This window comes from Oligosphaera ethanolica (genome assembly GCF_030814695.1).
Lineage (GTDB): Bacteria > Verrucomicrobiota > Lentisphaeria > Oligosphaerales > Oligosphaeraceae > Oligosphaera > Oligosphaera ethanolica.
Genome location: NZ_JAUSVL010000001.1, coordinates 4,616,188 through 4,634,230, shown reverse-complemented (window position 1 = coordinate 4,634,230; position 18,043 = coordinate 4,616,188). Strand labels below are relative to the sequence as shown.

At 59.1% G+C, this 18,043-nt stretch carries 15 protein-coding genes; 9 read left to right on the top strand and 6 right to left on the bottom strand.

Annotation, left to right across the window (positions count from 1 at the left end; translation table 11 throughout):
* Nucleotides 1-221: 221 nt before the first annotated feature.
* From J3R75_RS16305 to J3R75_RS16295, 3 genes are all read left to right on the top strand, one after another.
* Entirely contained in the window at nucleotides 222-1,058 is an 837-nt protein-coding gene (locus tag J3R75_RS16305) for an AraC family transcriptional regulator (protein WP_307263774.1), read from the top strand.
* A 171-nt stretch (nucleotides 1,059-1,229) separates the two neighbouring features.
* On the top strand, nucleotides 1,230-1,517 hold the full coding sequence (locus tag J3R75_RS16300; protein WP_307263770.1) for a BrnT family toxin: 288 nt from the start codon (nucleotides 1,230-1,232) through the stop codon (nucleotides 1,515-1,517).
* Nucleotides 1,514-1,723 (top strand): BrnA antitoxin family protein, encoded by a 210-nt coding sequence (locus tag J3R75_RS16295; protein ID WP_307263767.1) that lies wholly within the window; start codon nucleotides 1,514-1,516, stop codon nucleotides 1,721-1,723. The genes J3R75_RS16300 and J3R75_RS16295 overlap by 4 nt, the downstream gene beginning before the upstream one ends.
* A gap of 67 nt (nucleotides 1,724-1,790) precedes the next feature.
* Here the strand turns inward: J3R75_RS16295 and J3R75_RS16290 are convergent, their stop codons facing one another.
* The 4 genes from J3R75_RS16290 to J3R75_RS16275 form a co-directional block, all read right to left on the bottom strand.
* Nucleotides 1,791-2,921, bottom strand: a complete 1,131-nt coding sequence (locus tag J3R75_RS16290; protein WP_307263764.1) for a VIT1/CCC1 transporter family protein — start codon at nucleotides 2,919-2,921, stop codon at nucleotides 1,791-1,793.
* A 53-nt stretch (nucleotides 2,922-2,974) separates the two neighbouring features.
* Entirely contained in the window at nucleotides 2,975-3,730 is a 756-nt protein-coding gene (locus J3R75_RS16285; protein ID WP_307263762.1) for an SDR family NAD(P)-dependent oxidoreductase, read from the bottom strand.
* Between the two features lie 80 nt (nucleotides 3,731-3,810).
* Complete coding sequence (locus J3R75_RS16280) at nucleotides 3,811-4,629, bottom strand: RDD family protein (RefSeq protein ID WP_307263759.1); 819 nt, start codon at nucleotides 4,627-4,629, stop codon at nucleotides 3,811-3,813.
* A 51-nt stretch (nucleotides 4,630-4,680) separates the two neighbouring features.
* On the bottom strand, nucleotides 4,681-5,979 hold the full coding sequence (locus J3R75_RS16275; RefSeq protein WP_307263756.1) for a glutamate-5-semialdehyde dehydrogenase: 1,299 nt from the start codon (nucleotides 5,977-5,979) through the stop codon (nucleotides 4,681-4,683).
* A gap of 230 nt (nucleotides 5,980-6,209) precedes the next feature.
* Between J3R75_RS16275 and J3R75_RS16270 the strand changes: the two genes are divergently transcribed.
* The 6 genes from J3R75_RS16270 to J3R75_RS16245 all read left to right on the top strand — a co-directional run bounded on the left by J3R75_RS16270 (nucleotide 6,210) and on the right by J3R75_RS16245 (nucleotide 14,304).
* Nucleotides 6,210-7,019 carry a sugar phosphate isomerase/epimerase family protein gene (locus J3R75_RS16270; protein WP_307263753.1) on the top strand — a complete coding sequence of 270 codons (810 nt, stop codon included), beginning with the start codon at nucleotides 6,210-6,212 and terminating at the stop codon, nucleotides 7,017-7,019.
* Between the two features lie 75 nt (nucleotides 7,020-7,094).
* Nucleotides 7,095-7,973, top strand: a complete 879-nt coding sequence (locus J3R75_RS16265; RefSeq protein ID WP_307263750.1) for a TraB/GumN family protein — start codon at nucleotides 7,095-7,097, stop codon at nucleotides 7,971-7,973.
* 228 nt (nucleotides 7,974-8,201) lie between these two features.
* Complete coding sequence (locus J3R75_RS16260) at nucleotides 8,202-9,314, top strand: DegT/DnrJ/EryC1/StrS family aminotransferase (RefSeq protein ID WP_307263747.1); 1,113 nt, start codon at nucleotides 8,202-8,204, stop codon at nucleotides 9,312-9,314.
* Between the two features lie 15 nt (nucleotides 9,315-9,329).
* The gene (locus tag J3R75_RS16255; protein WP_307263745.1) at nucleotides 9,330-11,423 is read left to right on the top strand and encodes an ABC transporter ATP-binding protein; all 2,094 of its coding nucleotides are present in this window, start codon (nucleotides 9,330-9,332) and stop codon (nucleotides 11,421-11,423) included.
* Nucleotides 11,424-11,441: 18 nt separating this feature from the next.
* Nucleotides 11,442-12,560, top strand: a complete 1,119-nt coding sequence (locus J3R75_RS16250; protein WP_307263742.1) for a hypothetical protein — start codon at nucleotides 11,442-11,444, stop codon at nucleotides 12,558-12,560.
* A 520-nt stretch (nucleotides 12,561-13,080) separates the two neighbouring features.
* Nucleotides 13,081-14,304, top strand: a complete 1,224-nt coding sequence (locus J3R75_RS16245) for a TolB family protein (protein ID WP_307263740.1) — start codon at nucleotides 13,081-13,083, stop codon at nucleotides 14,302-14,304.
* 205 nt (nucleotides 14,305-14,509) lie between these two features.
* Here the strand turns inward: J3R75_RS16245 and J3R75_RS16240 are convergent, their stop codons facing one another.
* Complete coding sequence (locus J3R75_RS16240; RefSeq protein WP_307265542.1) at nucleotides 14,510-15,355, bottom strand: sigma-70 family RNA polymerase sigma factor; 846 nt, start codon at nucleotides 15,353-15,355, stop codon at nucleotides 14,510-14,512.
* 471 nt (nucleotides 15,356-15,826) lie between these two features.
* On the bottom strand, nucleotides 15,827-18,037 hold the full coding sequence (locus J3R75_RS16235; RefSeq protein ID WP_307263738.1) for a sialate O-acetylesterase: 2,211 nt from the start codon (nucleotides 18,035-18,037) through the stop codon (nucleotides 15,827-15,829).
* Nucleotides 18,038-18,043: the final 6 nt, after the last annotated feature.

The following is an 18,043-nucleotide window of genomic DNA, read 5'->3' as shown; positions in this document are numbered from 1 at the left end:
TATCCGGGGAAATCTCGTTTCCCCCAATGACGGGCCGCCACCGGCGGCACCATAAACACCTGAAATCACCATGAAAAGCCCGCACCCGCCTCTACAATACGTGATCATTCAGCGGCGACTTTGGGCTTTTCTGCTTTTTTTTGCATTTTCATGCTGATCTTCGCCTTGCTCTTCACTCCCCCGCCACTACATTCGATGCAAAAAGTGCATTGGAGGATCGCATGGGAAAAGTCATCACCGTTGCTTACGAGCGCATCCTTTACCCACCCTTCAAAATGCTCGCATGGGTTCGCTACCCCAGCCAGCCACGCCGCTTCGGCACCCACGTGCACGATGACTTCCAAACCGTCATCGTCCTCAGCGGCACCTTGAGCTTCACCGCCGCCAGCGTCACCACCACCGCCACAGCCGGTGATATGCTGGTCGTCCCGCCGGAAATGCTCCACGAAAGCGCCAGCAGCGACGCTTGCCAGGCCATCCAGCTCCTCCACAGCCCCATGACACTACAGCTCTATGGCGAACTCTTCCCGCTCTTCGGTCAGCAGAATGAACTCATCCGCAAAATCACCCTCCCCACCGAAGACTCCACCGCCCTCTGCCACGCCATCATCGACGAACTCCAAACACCGTCTGCCATGAGTAGCGTCAACCTCCATGCCGCGCTGATGGAACTCTTCGTCACCGCCGCCCGACACCTGCCACCGCCAACCGGCTCCGACCTCTACTCCGAACAGGCCGTGCAACGCGCCATCCGCTACATCGAAAAACACTACATGGAGAAAATTACCCTCACTGACCTGGCCGCACAGTGCAATCTTTCCGTCAGCCGCTTCGCTCACCTCTTCCGCCGCTGCACCGGCCAGACGCCCATGCACTACATCATCGAACGAAAACTCGTCCAGGCCGAAATCCTCCTCGGCTTCTCAGACAATTCCATGTCACAGATCGCTGAAAAACTCGGCTTCTCCTCCATCCACTACTTCAGCCGCAGCTTCAAAATCCATAAACACCTCTCACCACTGGTATTCCGACGCCTCAGCCGCGGCCAGCCCGACTGAAATCACCACCACCAGCAGCATCGGCCACAGCCGCCCGGTCTCAACGGTATCCAGTCCCATCTTTCCCCCACCGTCAATGCGTTCCTCACACGGGGCAGAGCGCTGTGACTGAGCTTGTCATCTCTTTACACTGTATGTATACTATATTAATATCGTCAACAAAGTGTGAACATGAAATACGAATGGGACTTGCGCAAGGCCGCGAGCAATGTCCAAAAACATGGCATCAGCTTCGAAGAGGCAGCCACGGTATTTGATGACGAAGAAGCGCTGGTGATCTTCGATGCAGGGCACTCTCAAGCCGAGGATCGTTTCGTCATTCTGGGAATGAGTGCGTCACTGCGGCTGCTGGTGGTGTGCCACTGCTATCGCTCCACGGAGGACCTTATCCGGATTTTCTCTGCCCGCAAGGCTTCCAGCCATGAAAGCCACACTTATCTGCAAAGGAAACAGCCATGAAAGCCGAATACGACTTCTCCGAGGCAATCAAAAACCCATACGTCCGCACTCGGAAAAATACGGTTACCATTCGTCTGGATGCCGCAACCATCGACTATTTCAAAAAATTGGCGGGCGAGGTATCGTTGCCCTACCAGACGCTAATCAACGCCTATTTGACCGACTGCGCCAAACGCAAGCTGAAACCCGACATCAGCTGGAAATAAGCACCAGCATGGCCAGCCGGCCAAGGTGCTTTCAAGCGCAGTCCCGTCTCTGCCCGCCTCTCTCCGCTCAGCCCAGCTGGACGCCGATGAGGTGGCCGATGCCAAAGGTCACCGCCGAGGCTATCATGCCGAAAATCGCCTGGCGGGAACCAGCATACCACAGCGACTGGCCAGTCAACAACGTGGTCGCCGCGCCAAGCCCGAACAACCCCAGCAGGCTCAAAATCGCGCTTACACCAATCGCCAACAGATTCTGCGGCATGAAGATGAACGGCAGCACGGGTATGATCGCCCCCACCGCAAAAAGCAAAAAGGACGTGTAGGCGGCCTCCCAGGCCGACCCGCCGAGTTCCTGCGGGTTGATGCCCAGCTCTTCCCGAGCCAGCGTATCCAGCATCGCCTTGGGATTCGCCGCCAGCTTCTGCGCCAGCTTGCGCGCGTCGTCCTCGTCCATGCCCTTAGCCTGGTAAATCAAGGACAGCTCTTCGATCTCTTCCTCGGGATTAGCCTTAAGTTCGTCGCGCTCCACTGCTATTTGCCGCTCGTACAGCTCCCGCGAGCTCTGTACGGACAGCCATTCACCAAGCGCCATGGAAATCGCGCCGGCCAGCAGCCCGGCAATGCCCGTCACCAGCAAGGTCCGCCCGCCGGTGCCAGCTGCCGCCTCCGTCGCCCCAGCCATCCCCATCACCAGGCAAAAGTTGGACACCAGGCCGTCGTTGGCGCCCATCACCCCCGCCCGCAAGGCATTGCCGCCAGACGCTTTGTGCTCGGTCTCCACACTGGCGATGCTCGATCCGTCAATATGTTCCGCAGCAAGCGCCTGGAAGGCCCGGGCGTGGGCGCGCTCGTCAGCGGCCATCTGCAACGCCTCCGGCGCGCCCTGCGCGACGTAGTCTCGCCCGGCATCCATCTCGGTGTTGTTCAACGCCTCAATCACGGTCTCGTTGCCCAAACGCCCAGCCACGCCGGACAATATCCGCACCCGCAGCGACGGCTTGAACGCCGGCAGCGTCCCGCCCGCAGTCCGCAGCTTCTCTTCCCAGGTCTGTGCGTGCCTGAGCTCAATATCGGCCATGCGCCGATAGAGTTCGGCCAATTTCGCCGACTTTTCATTGGCGGCAAGCTGCTGATAAAGGTAGGCCGCTTCGCGTTCTTCACGCCAAAACCGGCGCCATTGTTTCTGTGTGTCGTCCATCGTCCTGTCCTTAAGCCCCCGGCTGCGCCCAACGCGCAATCCGGCCTCTTCGTCTAGCTGCGCATATACATGCCGCCATTGACATCAATGCAGGTGCCGGTGATGTAGCGCCCGCCCTCGCCAGCCAAAAAGGCCACGCTCAAGCCAATGTCACGCGGCTCGCCCAAGCCCAGCGGAATACCGTCAGCCAGCTTCTTGACACCGGCCTCGCCGTGGGTCGCAAACAACAATTCGGTATTGATGATGCCCGGCGCCACCGCATTCACCGTGATGCCCAGTGGTGCGCCCGTGCGCGCCAGAGTCTTGGTAAAGCCCAGTATGCCGCTCTTGGTCGCCGCGTAATGAACATGGCCGAAAAGCGCGCCCTGATGCCCGACCACCGAACTCATGTTGATGATCCGGCCGTCATGCTGCTCACGCATGCGCAGCATCGCAGCCTTGCTGCACAAGAACATGCTCTTCAAATTCGTACTGAGAATAAAATCCCAGCTCTCCTCAGTCATCTCGAAGATGGTCTCGGCGCGGCTCGTGCCGGCGTTATTCACCAGGATGTCAATGCGGCCAAAGACCTCATCAATCTTTGCAAACATCGCGTCGACGGCGGCACCCGTCCCCACGTCGGCCTGCAAGGCCAATGCGCGCACGCCCATGGCGCGGACATCGCGGCAGACCTCTTCGGCCTCCTCGGCCTGGCTGCGGTAGTTCACCACCACATCCGCGCCCTGCTCTGCCAGCACCAAGGCTACACCTTTGCCCAAACCACGGGACGCACCCGTCACCACCGCCACTTTTCCCTGCAAAGGCCCCATTGTCACTCCTTTTCTTTATCAGTCATCGTCATGCAGCATTAATCACCAGCCAGTGGCATGGCGCCGCAGACAGCTCTGCCTCACCGCACGACGCGGGTATCGCAGATATGATCATGCAAGGCCCGCCTCTCGTCGTCAAAGGCCACCATGAGATAGCCAATACCCAAAATCATGCCCGATAGGCCCGACGCCAACGACCGACAGACAGCGCGCATAAAACTCAGCTGGCTGCCATCTGGCCGCAACACCTTTAGCCCCAAGGCCTTCTTGCCAGGCGTCGCCGCGTAACGACTCAAGAAAAAGCCCTGGTAGAGCATGGGCACGATAATCTGCACCAGATACGTGACGCCTACCGACACCACCGTAGCAGCCGTCTCAGCCGTTTCTCCCAAAGCACCACTCATCGCACTGCCCATGCCCAGCGGCAAGAGAACCACAAACTGCAGCATGGCCAAAATCACACCGTCAATCAGCACAGCAACCACCCGGATCCAAAAACCTGCGTACTCATAGCCACCGTCCTGTGGCTTCAAGCCCTCGCGCAAACGCTGAAAAAAGGCCTCTTTGCAGTTGGGACAGACCAACTTACCCTGGTAGTCAATGAGGTCGGCCGAACTGAAGCCCTGACCACACTGCGAACAACAGGCCCGCAACTCCGGCGCTGGCTCCGTTGGCAAGGCCCGCAGGGACGGCAACGGCGCGTCGGCATCGCCAGTTGCCGCAGTCTGCAAGCCGGACGTCAACTGCAATTCGGCCACCGTCCTGGCCGGCGCCCATTCTGCCATGCCCTCACGCCACACCAGCGTGTCGGCACCCAAATGCCCGCTCCGAAACATCGCCTGCAGGGCGTCCAGTGACACTGGACCCTGCTGCTGGCCATTCATTGCGTAGTACCACATGACGCACTCCTTCCAGAATGTTCACCCTCGCGCTACCCCGTACTGCGGGCACTAAATGCTGAAGTCCTTCTTCAACGGCAGATGCGTAAAATGCCGCCGGCCATCAGCGTAGTCGGCCACAATCTGGCCACTGCCTTTCAGCAGCCACTTGTAAATCACCAGGCCCTCAAGACCCACCGGCCCGCGAGCGTGGATCTTGTTCGTGCTAATGCCGACCTCCGCGCCCAGACCGTAGCGGAAACCGTCACTGAAACGACTGCTGCAGTTCCAAAAAACATTGCCCGAGTCAACCAGACTCATAAAGCGACTCGCCACCCCCGCATCAGCCGTCACAATCACGTCCGTATGACCCGAACCATGCTCGTTGATGTGATCGACCGCCATGTCAAAGTCGTCAACCACCCGCACCGACAGCACGTAGTCCAAATACTCCGTGTCCCAGTCCGCCGCAGTCGCTTCTTTCAGGGACGGCACAATGGCCCGACTGCGCTCGCAACCGAGCACCCGTACGCCGCGTGCCTGCAAATCGGACACCACCCGCGGCAAAAATGCCGGCGCCACCGACTGGTGCACCAAAAGCGTCTCCAACGCGTTGCACACCGACACGTACTGGCACTTGGAATCACATACCACCCGCGACGCCATCGCCAAGTCCGCTGCCGCGTCAACATAGACATGGCAGATGCCATCCGCATGCCCCAGCACTGGGATGTTCGAATGATCCATGATGTACTTCACAAAAGCATTGGAACCACGGGGAATGATCAGGTCAATGCAGTCGTCCAAAGCAAGCATCTCGTTGACATCCGAACGCGTCTCAAGCAGCTGCAGCCACCCAGACGCAATCCCGGCCGCCTCCGACGCGCCCCGAATCACCGCCGCCAATACCCGATTGGTGTGCAACGCCTCGCTGCCACCCTTGAGCAACGCCGCATTGCCACTCTTCAAACAGAGACTCGATATCTGCACCAAGGCGTCTGGACGCGATTCGAAGATCACCCCGATCACGCCGATGGGACAGGCGACCTGATAGAGCTCCAGCCCCTCGTCCAACTCCGTGGCCCGCAAGGTCGTGCCAACCGGATCGGGCAAGCCGAGAAGACTCTCGACGCCCGCAATCACTTCCGCTAATTTCGTTTCGTCAAATTTCAGGCGCTTGAGCAACGGCGCCGCCAAACCTGACGTCTCCGCCGCCGCCATGTCCTCACGATTCGCCGCTATGATCGCCGCAGCATGCGCCCGTAGCGCATCCGCCACCGCCTGCAAAGCGTCATTTTTCTCTGCGGTCTTCACCGCAGCCAGTTTCACTGCCGCGCTCTTGGCGGCCATCGCCATCTGACGTATATCCATGGGCTGCTCCCAGTGCTGCCCCGCAGGGCCTGCTGCTGCATTCACGCCGACCCGGCCGGCCGGCACACAAAAACTACTAAAATATCCCGCTGCAGCCCGTAAATCAACGGCCGCGACAGGCGCCATTGCCGAATTGCCCGCCAGCCATTGCATTTCATTGCCCGCCAATTACAGTTCTAGGCCATCGTCATGCCGTCACATCATTTTCAGCTTTGGGGAGTCGACCTGCAATGCGTATGATCATGTTTTCCAAGATGCTCAAGGGCAAAAGCATTCCTGAACTGGCCGAGCTGGCCAAGCAGTGGGGCCTTGGTGGCTTCGATCTCTGCGTCCGCCCCGACTACCCCGTGACGCCTGACAACGCCGGCGATAAGCTGCCCGAGGCCGTCGCCTGCTTTCGCCAGCAGGGCCTGGATATCCCCATGGTCACCGGCAACTTCGATCTGCTCGGACCCGACCATCCCACCGCCACACCACTGCTCCGCGCCATGGATCGCGCCGATGTCCGCCTCCTCAAACTCGGCTACTTTCATTTCGACCCGGCAACCATGGACTACCAGCAGGAACTGGCCAAAACCCGCGCCACCCTCCGCGCCTGGGAGCCCCTCGCCAAACAATACGGCGTCAAAATCTGCTACCACACCCACAGCAACAAATGCATGGGCCTTAATGCCGCCGCTCTCGCCCATCTCTTTGCCGACCTCGACCCGGCACTCTTCGGCGCCTACCTCGACCCCGGTCACCAACGCGTCGAAGGCGAAGACTTCGCCGTCGCCCTCGCCATGGTCAAACCATGGCTCAGCATCGTCGCCGTCAAAGACGTGCTCATCGAACGACAAGAATACAACGGCCACGGCAAAACCATCAACCGCTGGGTCACCGCCGGCAAAGGCATGGTCGACTGGACTTATGTCTTCGCCTGCCTCAACAAAATCAACTTCCAAGGACCGGTAAGCGTCCATTGCGAATTCAAGGCCGAACCCGATCTGTTCCTTGATCTCGCCCGCCAGGAAGTCGCCTTCTTCCGCAATTTCGCTTGAAACCGACCGGGCCGACAACGCGTCGGCGCACTTCTGTCACGCACCGCGCCGACCAGCGGCCAGCCACGGACAATCATGCACGACGCACATTCAGCAGCCCCCTGCCCTAATCACGATGCCACGCAACCCGCAGTCCCGGCCACCGCGCCCCGACAGCTCTTCTGGCGAGCCCAAAAAAATGGCGCGCTACCACTCTTTTTCTTCGGCGCCCTGCACTTCGGTACCCCAGAAATGTACCCGCTGCCCCAGATCGTCGAAGACGCCTTCAGCGACTGCGGCGTCACCGCCTTCGAAACCGACCTCGGCACCATCGCCTCACCCGCATTCCACGCCCTCATGGCCAAGGCCGGCACTATGCCCGAAGGACATAGCCTCGCCGGGCAACTCAGCGCCGATACCTGGCAGGGTCTGTGCCAGCGCGCACAATCCCTCGGCTATCACGACAGCACCATCAGCCGCCTCCGCAGTTGGTACTGCGCGTCCCTGCTCACCTCCAGCGCCCTCCAACTCTCCGGCATGGCATCACAACTCGGCGTCGACAGCTATCTCTTCGCCCGCGCCAAAGCACAGGACAAAATCATCCTCTGCCTCGAACAGCCCGACGAACAACTGCAGCTGCTCAGCAGCATCAACTCCGCCAGCGATGACGAGTTCATCCAAAATACCCTCGCCGAAATCGATAACATGCCCGCCTTCACCCAGCACATGCTGCAAATCTGGCTGCGCGGCGACGCCGCCGAACTGGCCGCACTCATCAGCTCAGGCTTCGAAGGCAACAACGCCCTGCAAAAACGCATGCTGCAAACCCGCAATCGCAGCTGGTTCCAGCAACTCCACGCAGCCAACCACGAAGGCAAGGCCGTCCTCAGCGTCGTCGGCGCCGGACATCTCGTCGGCGACAACTCCCTGCTGGAGTTCTTCCGCCATCACGGCTACGACGTCGCTCAGCTATAAACCTGCCACACCTGCCTGATACGGCCGCACCAACATCGCTGCCAGGCCCCGCACCCGCCCACCTGCCATTGCGCCGCGACAACGCCACGAAAAGGGGACATGCATCCCGCCCTTTCCGGCTTCCGCAGTTGCATGCGGCCCCAAGAAGGTTATTTTTACTGTCCTAACTTTTTTGCGCGGCTCCGCCTCACTTTTTGTAGCAGTATCACTCAACCACAAGGACGAACCATGCAGGTTCCTCTGCTTGACCTCAAGCCCCAATACGAACAGATTCGCGGTGAAATACAAACAGCCATCGCCGAGCTCTGCGCCAGCCAACAGTTCATCCTCGGACAACACGTCGAAGACCTCGAAAAGAAGATTGCCGCCTACTGCCAATGCCGCTTCGCCTGCGCGGTTTCCTCTGGCTCCGACGCGCTGCTCATGGCCCTCATGACCGAAAACATCGGCCCCGGCGACGAGGTCATCACCAGCCCCTACACCTTCTTCGCCACCGCCGGCGCTATCTCACGGGTCGGCGCCCGGCCCGTCTTTGTCGATATCCAGCCCGACACCTGCAATCTCAACACCGACCTTATCGAAGCGGCCATCACCCCACGCACCAAGGCCATCATACCCGTCCATCTCTACGGCCAGATGGTCGACATGGACAGCGTCATGGCGCTCGCTGAACGCTATCAGCTCGTCGTCATTGAAGACGCCGCTCAGGCCATCGGCGCCGAATACATGCACCGCCAGGCTTGCAGCATGGGCCACTACGGCTGCCTGTCCTTCTTCCCCAGCAAGAACCTCGGTGCCTTCGGTGACGCCGGCATGATTCTCTGCAATGACCCCGAACGCGCAGAAAAACTCAAAATCTACCGCAGTCACGGCAGCAGCCCCAAATACTACCATCAGTACATCGGCGGCAACTTCCGCATGGACGCCATGCAGGCCGTCGTCCTCCTGGTCAAACTCAAATTCCTCGACTCCTGGACCAGCAGCCGGCAAAAGAACGCTGATGACTACCAGACTCTCCTGGCTAAAGTCCCCAATCTGACCCTGCCTGTCACTGCCACCAAAAACAACCGGCACGTCTTCAATCAGTACGTGATCCGCATCCTTGGCGGCCGCCGCCAGGCCGTTTGGGACGGCCTCAAGGCCGCTGGCATCGGCTGCGATGTCTACTATCCCGTGCCCCTGCACCTGCAACAATGCTACGCGTCGCTGGGTTACAGCAAAGGCGATTTTCCGGAGAGTGAGCGGGCCGCCGCCGAAACCCTCGCCCTGCCCATCTACCCAGAACTCAGCCATATTCAGAAACGCTATGTCGCCGACACGCTCGCGTCGTTGTGTAAATAGCTAGGGAGCAGATACTTGAAACCGCAACCGGCTGGCAAACCTAGCTCTAACGCACTCATCATCTATTGGCGACTCCTGCGTAGCTTCGCCAGACCCTACTGGTTTCGACTGCTTATTGGCGTCTCGGCCGGCATTCTCATGGGCAGCGCCATGTCCGCTTACCTCCGCTTTATGGACCTTGGCATCAACGCCCTCGAAAGCGGTTACGCCCAAAAAATGCACCAGGACAAGACCGGCACCCAGTCCATCAAGGACAAGCTCCTGCAGAGCAGCACCATCCGCTGGCTGATGGAGGTCACCGACACATCCATCACCAGCGCAGCCAACGAGACAAGCCAAAAACCTATACCAGCCACAACCCCACCTTCACTGATGGGGGAACCAGCGGCCAGCCAGACAACAGCACCAAGCCCCCAGGCAACCAAGAAGAAGCCCGACGGCATCTTCGCCCAAATCAACGCCGTTACCACCCGCCTGGGCTTCGATGTCAGCGAAGACGAACAACTTACCTTCCCGCTGGTCTGCACCCTCATCGCCGTCATGTTCTTCTACTTCCTCCTCAAGTCCTTCGGCGAATTCATCAACCGCTACTTCCTGCGCTGGGTCGGCGCCAGAGTCGTCACCGATATCCGCCAGGCACTCTTTGACACCCTGCAAAAACAATCCTTGACCTTCTTTTCCAAAAATGACGTCGGCCAGCTCATCAGCCGCTGCACCTACGACACCGCCGCCATCGAATCGGCCTTTGCCAACTCCATCGCCGAAATGTGCACGGCCCCAATCCTCATCCTCGTCGCCTTCCAGTTCATGCTGCAAAAAGCCATCGCCATCAATCTGCTCCAGCCAACGATATTCCTCCTGCTCGCCATGCCACTCTGCGTCATTCCCGTCTTCATGATCTCACGCTTCGTCCGCAAGTACCAACGCCGGGTCCTCGCTAGAGTCTCCGACCTGGTCGCCCGCATGCAGGAAAATTTCAGCGGCATCCGCGTCGTCAAGGCCTTCAATACCGAAAAAGACGAATCGCGACGCTTTAAGGAACAGAACCGCAGCTACTTCAAGTCGGTAGTCAAGGCCCTCCTGGCCGATGTCTTCATGCAGCCCACCATGCAGATGACCGCCATCGGCCTGGGCAGTCTCTTTCTCATCATCTGCTATCACTACCGCGTGTCCCTCGGCAGCCTAGCCGTCATCGGCTACGCCGCCCAGCAGGCCTACAAGCCCATCAAGGAACTGGCCAAACTCAACAGTAACCTCCAACGCAGCGCCGCCGCCACCGAACGAGTCTTCGAACTTCTCGACACCGACACCAGCCTGCCACTGAACCCGAACCCAGTCTTCCTCGCTGACTTCAACCAGCACATCCAGATTGATCACCTGACTTTCGCCTACGATGTGGCCGGCCCCGTCGTCCTCAAGGATTTTACCGCCACCATTCCCAAGGGACACCTGGTCGCCCTGGTCGGCCAGACCGGCTCCGGCAAATCCACCATCGCCAACCTCATCGCCCGCTTCTATGACCCCAGCCAAGGCGCCATCCGCATAGACGGCCACGACCTCCGCGATCTTGATCTGCCCTCCTTCCGCCGCATGGTCGGTATCGTCGCCCAGGACACTTTCCTCTTCAATACCACCATCACCGAAAATATCCGCTACGGCTCGCCCAACGCCAGCATGGACGACGTCATCGCCGCCGCCAAGCAGGCCAACGCCCACGAGTTCATCATCGCCGACCCCCTCGGCTACGACCGCCCCGTCGGCGAACGCGGTGCGCTCCTCAGCGGCGGCCAGAAACAACGCCTCGCCATTGCCCGCGCACTGCTCAAAAACCCGCCAATTCTCATCCTCGACGAGGCTACCAGCGCCCTTGACTCGGCCACCGAAAAGCTCGTGCAGGAAGCCATCGCCAAACTGATGGCCAACCGTACGGTCATCGCCATCGCCCACCGTCTCAGCACCATCCTCAAGGCCGATACCATCATCGTCCTGGACCACGGCCAAATCATCGAACAAGGCACCCACACCGAGCTCTACGCCCGAAACGGCGCCTACCACACACTCTATGACCTGCAGCTGAGCAAAGATAACAACACCGAATTCAAAGCCTAACCCCAAGGAGAGTGAGACATGGCTGATGACAAACTGACCCGCAATACCTACCTGTCCAAAAACGCCGGCAACTACCCACAGGAAATCAACATCCTCGGCAAGACCCTCAGCAAGGTCGACGACCTCCGCTATGGCACCAACCCACATCAAACCGCCGCTTTCTACAAAATCGCCGGCAAAAATAACGTCATCGGCGACATGAAAGTCCTCAAAACCGGCAAAAGCGGCCTGTCGCAAACCAACCTCGAAGACATCAGCTTCTCGCTCAATATCGTCAAATTCTTCAACTGTCCGGCCTGTGCCTGCATGAAACACGTCAACCCCTGCGGCGCCGCTACCGGCAGCCCCCAGGACAGCCTCAAGGACATCTACCTCAAAGCCCGCGACTGCGACCCGCGAGCCGCCTTCGGCAGCGTCATCGCCTTCAACACCTGCGTGGATGCTGACACCGCCGCCGCTATCATGGAAAGCTTCGTTGAATGCGTCGTCGCCCCCGCCTACAGCCCCGAAGCCCTCGCCATCTTCTGCAATCCCGACAACAAGCTGAACAAGCACGTCCGTATCCTTGAGTGCGGTGACCTCAGTCAGCTGCCCAAATTCATTGGCGACGACATCGTCGGCTACCAGACCTTCAAGGTGCTCGCCGACGGCTCATTGGTCATCGCCGATCCCCTGATGACCCACGTCCGCAGCATCGCAGACCTCAAACCCGCGAGCGCCGAAAACCGCAACACCGGCATCGTCACGAGTACCGTCACGGCCAGTCCCGCCCAGCTGCAGGACCTGCTCTGCGCCTGGTACATCAATATCAGCGTGCGCTCCAACGGCGTCGTCATCGTCAAAAACGGCGGCACGCTCGCCGTCGGCACCGGCGAACAAGACCGCGTCGGCGCCGTCGAACAGGCCATTGAAAAGTTCAAGCAGAAATACGCGGGCAAAGAAGTCATCCACGACGCCGTCATGGCCAGCGATGGCTTCTTCCCCTTCCCCGACGGCGTCGAAGTCGCTGCCAAAGCCGGCATCACCGCCATCATCGCCCCGTCGGGCTCCCTCAAAGACGCCGACGTCATCCTGCGCGCCAACGAACTCGGCGTGGCCCTCTACCACGCGCCGGAACGGGTCTTCTCACACCACTAAGTCGCGCCCTGCCGACATCAGGCCGCCGGCAACGCCTCACTAGACATGGCGCCCGGCGGCTTTTTCATGACGGCCTTTGCCGCAACGAAAATCGCTTTTCGACGCAGAAAGAGCATATGGTCCTCGTCGAACGGGGCCAGAAAATCAATTATGGCCGCCTTTTCCTGACACCATCATCGCCGAACTCGGCAATGATGATGCCGGCGACGTTCTTACCGACCAGGCTTTACCCCTCGGCGGCTACATCAGCGTACGCCCCACGCACTTGGCCAGATGATCGCCAATGCCAACTTCCGCCTTCTACAGGCACTCGCCAAACTGGAATAAGCAAATGTGGCACCGAGAACTGCCGTCATGGGATCTTTTCCAATTTGGCGCTGTCACTCGACAGTAACGCCACCAGCAGGCAGCGACCAATTCCGTGCCTACCCCAATGCATTGCCAAATACGCCTTGGTCAACTATAGTTTTCATTCTGTTTTACCGTTCTACCCGAGATAACACGCGTGAAGGTATCGCCTATGCTCATACTCACTAGAAAGCCGTGGCTGCGCGCCGCTATGTGCCTGGCTCTCTGCGCCGGAAATCTGGCCCGTTGCCAGGAAAAGCCCAAAATCAGCGTTGAAGATATCACCAACGGCAAAATCGCCGTCGCCAAAATCACCCCCCTAGGCAAAGACTTCCAAAATATCGAAAGCATCGCCTGGAGCAGCGATGGCAAGTCCCTCATCGTCGACCGCCAAGGCATTAATCAATTCTACCAAGTCTTCGTGGTGCCTCTCGCCGCAGACGGCGAACGCAACCCGGCCGTCACCGCCAATCGCAGCAGCAGCAGCCGCAGCCATAATGGCAACGCGTCCTGGCATCCCGACAACCAGCACATTATCTTCTGCGGACAAAACACAGACAGCTCAGAATTCACCCGCTCGGTACCGAGCTACGGACTGCAATGCAATCTCTGGCTCACCACCAGCACAGGGTCGCGCTTCTGGCAGCTAACCCATATGCTGACATCCTTCAACAGCCCCAAAGGCGTCAGCATGCCGAAATTCTCTCCCGATGGCAAGCTGCTTTTCTGGACCGGCTGCCTCGGCGCCACCACCAGAGGGTCCATCTGGGGCGAACGCGCACTCTTCCTGGCCGACTTCAGCTTCGCTGGCGACCGCCCACAACTGACCAATCAACAAAACTTCCAGCCCGGCACCCAGCATGACTTCTATGAAAGCTACGGCTTTTCACCCGATGGCAAATCGCTGCTCTTCGCCGGCAATATGACCCCGGACCAACAGTGGTTCGGCATGGACATCTGCATGATGGAGCTGGCCAGCGTCTATCCCAGCCAAGCTAAAATGACGCCTGTCATGCTCACCAACACCCCATACGTCTGGGATCGCTATGCGTCCTTCTCACCAAACGGCAAGAAAATCATCTGGAGCTCAAGCGAGGGCAATACCGTCCCGTACCTCGGCATCGGCGGCGCCCGCTGGCAACAGTTCATGCAATCCGACCTGTGGATCATGAACAGCGACGGCAAGGAAAAACGCCGTCTCACCGGCTTCAACAACCGCCGGGCACCCGAATACGCCAAACGCAAGTGCTACGTTGGCATGAGCGCCTGGCACCCAAGCGAAGACAAAATCGCCATCGTGCTGCATTATGAAGTCAGAAACGCCAATATGGAATCAGTGGCGTATATCATCGAACTCGACAATAGCGACAACCTCATCAATCAACCCAGTCACTGATCAACACGCATACGGCCCGTTGTCTATCCTCACAAAGCTCTATGACTTGACGAGCTAAGATCCAACCAGGGCCGGCAAGAAGCAACTCCGGAAACATACTTACCGCAGCCCACCGCATCAAGGTCAACTCGATAAATAACAAAACCGCCGGACGACGTTCGCCGTCCGGCGGTTCAATTTTGTTCAGAACAAATTCGACCGGTACTTACTGCTTGTCTACCACCGGGCTTTCCGTGTAGTCGGCGAAGCCGTCAATCAAACCGTCTTCTTCCAGCATGGCCCGCAGCTTGTCCAACGCCTGGTTCTGAATTTGCCGCACGCGCTCACGGGTGCGGCCAATTTTTTGACTGACTTCTTCCAGCGTCTTGGCGCGCTCACCATTGAGGCCAAAACGCAGATTGAGAATCGTCCGCTCGCGGTCCTCCAGGCGGTCCGTCAACCGCAACATGTGCGTCAGCGTCTCTTCGTCCTGAACTAGCTCGTCGGGAGCGGTCGTCTTGTCGTCGGCAATAATATCACGAAATTCACCGTCCTCGCCGTGCTGAATCGGATCATGCAACGAAATCGTCGTGGTCCGGCCCAAACGCAGCCCGGTCACGGTACGCTCGGTCAAATTGACCTCAACGGCGATCTCTTTGTCCGATGGCTCCCGGCCGAGGTCTTCAGTCAACTTGGTCCGCGCCGCCTGTATCTTGCTGATCTTGGTTGCCGACTGCACCGGAATACGAATCGTCCGCGCCTGATTCGCCAAAGCCCGCCGCATGGACTGCTTGATCCACCATGCGGCATAGCTACTCAATTTCGCCCCCTTGGACGGGTCAAACTTTTCCACCGCCCGCATCAGGCCGATGTTGCCCTCGGAGATCAAATCCAGCAGGGGCAGGCCCAATCCCTTGAAATCGTGGGCAATCTTCACTACCAAACGCAGATTGCTGCGAATTAACTTGGCACGCGCCTCGGCGTCCCCAGCGGCAATCTTGGCCGCTAACTCGACTTCTTCCTTCGGGCTCACCAGCGGATACTGCCCGATATTCTGCATGTACAACTTCATGGTATCATTGTCTGAAAGCATAACTGCAAACGCCTCCATTAGATCATAAAAAACTACGCAATCCACCCAACCGCCAATACCCGTCGGCCTAGTACCTGCCACCCAATTCATATCATAGACAACTAAGCCGAGCTTCGCTGCGATTTTGCCGTGTGTTTGGCTTTTTGGTGCAATTGGTTACTATATAGCCGCATGTACTTCATTCAAACCACGACGAGCTATCGCCACTGCAGACGCTAACCAGATGCCACCATATGTCCGAGGCAATATCATCAGCCGTAGCTACAACGCAAAGCCTGCACCCGTTATTGGCACTGTTTGACAAGGCCCACAACTTGCCCAGGCGCCAGCGCTCCACAAACCGCTTCACCGTGCCAAGGCTCACAACGCCCCACCTGCACGGACGGGTATGCCGCCAGCCGCAGTGCCGGCTGGACGCTTCCAATCGCCGGCGCCGCTAATCGTCCGTGCTCAGCGCAACTGCACCAGCACTGTCAGGCGCCGCAAGCTGTACTGGCCGGCGTTGCTGGTAAACGTCCAATCAAGGTTGCCCTGCGGGCTGTTGCCTAGACCGAGTTCGCAGGTGCCGCCGCCCCAGCGATTGAAGGCAATCAACGTACATTTCTTCTCGTAGTTGTGAATCTGCAGGCAGCCGTAGCCCTTCTCCTTAGCCTTGCCGCCACCATCGCCAAAATCAAACGCCGACGCGCTCGCGTTGGGCACATTGGCTTGATTCTGTGGGCCGTAATTGCTGGGCCAAAACTCAATATTGCCGCCGTTCAGGTTCATCCCCGTCGGGACCCCCGGCACATTGGCGGCAATGGTCATACCCGTGACATTCTGCTGGAAGAAGGCCTCACTCTGCGCCGTCGGCACACCCATCTGCGCCAGATTCTGCGTAAAGGCATCCATGGACACAAAGACGTACTGCAAGGGCTGGCCTTCCTTCTGTAACTCCAGGCAGTAGGCAATGCGCTCAACCGCCATCCCGCCGAAATCCTTGCTCCGATCCACCACATACGGCACCGGCTCGTTGTGATAATTGGGCTTTTCCGCTATGTCCAAGACGTACAACGGATGATAGCCCGCCGCTTCCGGTATGCGTTCCTGTAAATCATTAGTCACTGGAACCTCGCCCACCACGAAGGGGCCCGCCGGCCAGCCTTCGCGATTCATCAGATTCGGCTCGGCCAACTGCTCCCAGGCAAAACGCACCGCGTGAACCACGTCCACACCCGCCGCCGATACCTCCAGCTCGGCCGCGCCCACGATTGCGGCCTCCGCCGGTACGAAAATGCCCTTCGCACCACAGAGTTCGAAATGACTCAGAGGTTTGTCGTCCCGCGCAACCAACCCACTGCCCACATGCTCGAAACGCAGGCGAGCCTTGCCGGCGGCCACCGTCATGTCGACGCATACCGGACCACTCCACACTGCGACATCCCGGTCGTAGTGCTTCTTCAGCGCCAGAGTCGCCAGGCGCTTGCCCACCGTCACCTTGTCGCGTGGATGGATATCCTTGATATTGCCCACGTCATTGATCACCACCTGCCCCGTGTTGGCAATGGCCTCGCAACTGGTCTGCGTCACCTGCATGCGTGGGAGAACATACGGCTGACTCGCGCCGTAATTGTAGGGCGCCAGCTGCACCCAGTAGAAGGGGAAGTCGCCCTGCCCCCACAGCTGCCGCCAGCCGCCAATCAACGCCTGCTTCTTGTAAAAATACAGCGGCCCATCATGCCGGTTCGATTCGCCTTGATACCAGATCGCACCACAAATCGCGTAGGGAACCATCGGCGCAATCATGGCATTGAAAAGCGTCGTCGGCTCACGATTGCCGGTCAGTGGCACGAGCTCTTGGGGATAGTCCGGCTTCGTCAAAATGGGCTTTTCCGCCGCCAGCGCCTGCCGGGCCTCCGTCAGCCACAGCTCGGTGTCGGCCAGGTACTGCCGCAACCGCGCCTGATACGGCGCGCTGGCCGGATTGGCTAAGGCCACTTTCTGACGAATATCCGTCAACTCCGCGATGTCCGCAAAACCGCATTCCGGTGTCCAAGGCTCAATACGGGTACCGCCCCATGAACTGCTGATCAGGCCAATCGGCACGCCGAGCTCGCGCTGCAGCTCCGCACCGAAGAAATAACCCACTGCGCTGAATTCAGCGACGCTCTCCGGCGTGCATTCCAGCCAACGCGGCGACTTCTCGAACTCCGTCAGCGGCAGGGGCGCCACCGCTTTGTTGTTCGTTACGTCAAAAAGCCGTATCTGGGGCTGCAGTGCCGCCGGCAGCGCCTCGGCGGCATTGTGGCTGTTCTTGGTGCGCCATTCCATATTAGACTGCCCCGAGCACACCCACACGTCGCCAAAGAGGATGTTCTCGCAACGAACGGTCGCCGTGGCACCGCTAACGACCATCTCCGCTGGCCCGCCAGCCTCCTGGGCAGGCAAGCGCAGCTGCCAGCGGCCTTGCGCATCCGCCGTCGCACTCGCACTCTGACCACCTAACTCCACGGTGATCTTCTCGCCCGGCGCGGCAGTACCCCACACCGGCAGAGGCCGGCCACGCTGCATCACCATGTTGCTGGAAAAAATTTTCGGTAGGATCGGGTCAGCCCACAAGGCCCCGCTCACGCCCACCACCACCGCCATGACCATCATGCGCGTCAACCACCACTGTACCATGCTGTC